Genomic DNA, 1,639 nt, shown 5'->3' with positions numbered 1-1,639 from the left:
CGGGTGCGGGTGCGAAAAGGCGCCTCCCCGCGCCATCCGGGGTGCGTTTCTGATCCCGCCCGACCGGGGGCCGCCGCGCCGGTTTCGGAGCAGGTGCGAAAGAGAGCCGCCTCGGTGCTGCTCGGGTGCGATTCTGATCCCACCTCCGGGGCGTACGCGTCTCTACGCCGCGGGTGCAAAACTGCGCCGCTCCGGAGCGACGGGGGTGCGTTTTCGATCCCGCCTGCGGTGGGTGTGCGGGATTGGGGGCGGGAGGTTCCTGGGACGCGGGATCGAAAAGGTGCCGTTGTGGGTCTGCGGAGGGGCGTTATTGATCCCGTGGCGCGGGGTGCGGGGGAGGGATGGGGATGCGGGATCGAAAACGGGCGGGAGAGGTGGAGCGGGGGTGCGATTGTGATCCCGGGACGAGGGACGAGGGGCGAGCGGTGAGGGGCGAGGGACGGGGGCGGAGTGTAAAAGATTCTTGACACGGGGGACGGGCGGACGTAGTCTCGTGTCAAGAATTTTTGACACGAGGGGATTCGCATGGTCTACGAGGAGCGCAACGTCTGGGCCGGGCTCATCGTCAGCCCGATCGTCGCGGTCGTCTACGTCGTGCTGCTGCTGCAGCAGGCCGGCGGCGGACCGCTCACTACCACGGAGTGGTTCCCGCTGATGCTGTGGACGATCGGTGGGGGCATCGTCGGAACGATCGTGCTCAGCGTCCTCTGGGGCATCATCGCCGGGATGTCCGATCCGGACGGCGTCGGCCGCTCCGACATCCGCGACCGGGACATCGGCCGAATGGGAGCCCGCGTGGAGCAGGCCTTCGTCACCATCGCCGGCCTCGGGGTCATCGTCCTCTGCGGTCTCGGCGCCGACGTGTTCTGGATCGCGAACACCATGTTCGCCGGGTTCCTCGTGGCGGCCGTCGTCGGCGGTGTCGCCCGGGCGATCGCGTACCGCCGGGGGCTCCGCTGATGGTCAAGCCCACCCTCGTCTCCAACACCATCCGGGCCCATCGCGAGCGCGCCGGACTCACGCAGGCCGAGCTCGCCCGCACGATCGGGGTCACCAGGCAGACCCTCATCGCGATCGAACAGCAGAAGTACTCGCCGACGCTGGAGCTCGCGTTCCAGATCGCGCGGGCCTTCGGTGTCGGGATCGACGACCTGTTCGCGTATCCGACCGACCCCGGAGGTGCCGCATGACCGAGACGATGCCCGCCTGGACCCGCGAGACGTACGGCCCGGCCGCCGGAACAACACGGACCCGGCAGCCCGTCCCCCAGCCGCATCGGGGAGAGGTCGTGCTGCGGGTGCAGGCCACCGCCCTCAATGCCGGCGACGTGCGGCTGCTCCTCGGCGACCCGCTGCTGGTCCGGCCCGTCTTCGGCCTCACGCGCCCGAAGAACCCGGTGCGCGGGCTCGACGTCGCCGGCACCGTCGTGGCGGTCGGTGCGGACGTGGTGAACGCCGAGCTCGGCGAACTCGTCGTCGGGGAGCTGCAGGGCGGCGGCGGCCTCGCCTCCCACGCGCGTATCGCGGCCGACCGCGTCGTGCCCGTGCCACCCGATGTGACACCCGAGGCGGCGGCCTGCCTGCCGATCGCCGGGGGCACCGCGTGGCAGGCGCTCGACGCGGCCGGGGTGGGGCTGCGG

The 1,639-nt window shown here is 71.1% G+C and carries 3 protein-coding genes; all 3 read left to right on the top strand.

The genetic code is table 11. From position 1 onward, the window contains the following. Nucleotides 1-525: 525 nt before the first annotated feature. Entirely contained in the window at nt 526-960 is a 435-nt protein-coding gene (locus DW296_RS04175; protein WP_136051217.1) for a hypothetical protein, read from the top strand. Continuing rightward, nucleotides 960-1,190, top strand: coding sequence for a helix-turn-helix transcriptional regulator (locus DW296_RS04170; protein ID WP_060922632.1), 231 nt, complete (start codon nt 960-962; stop codon nt 1,188-1,190). Before DW296_RS04175 ends, DW296_RS04170 begins: the two co-directional genes overlap by 1 nt. Further along, nucleotides 1,187-1,639, top strand: a 453-nt coding sequence (locus tag DW296_RS04165) for an alcohol dehydrogenase catalytic domain-containing protein (protein WP_168428979.1), incomplete at its 3' end; no start/stop codon positions are given. The genes DW296_RS04170 and DW296_RS04165, both read left to right, overlap by 4 nt.

Origin of the sequence: Microbacterium sp. K36, assembly GCF_004794355.1 — a bacterium.
Lineage (GTDB): Bacteria > Actinomycetota > Actinomycetes > Actinomycetales > Microbacteriaceae > Microbacterium > Microbacterium paraoxydans_D.
The sequence above is the reverse complement of the archived record's forward strand: the minus strand, read 5'-3'. Positions and strand labels throughout refer to the sequence as shown.

What these genes read in the sequence shown, in the direction of transcription:
- DW296_RS04175 (WP_136051217.1), top strand. Translation starts at nt 526, where the DNA reads ATGGTCTACGAGGAGCGCAACGTCTGGGCCGGGCTCATCGTCAGCCCG.
- DW296_RS04170 (WP_060922632.1), top strand. Translation starts at nt 960, where the DNA reads ATGGTCAAGCCCACCCTCGTCTCCAACACCATCCGGGCCCATCGCGAG.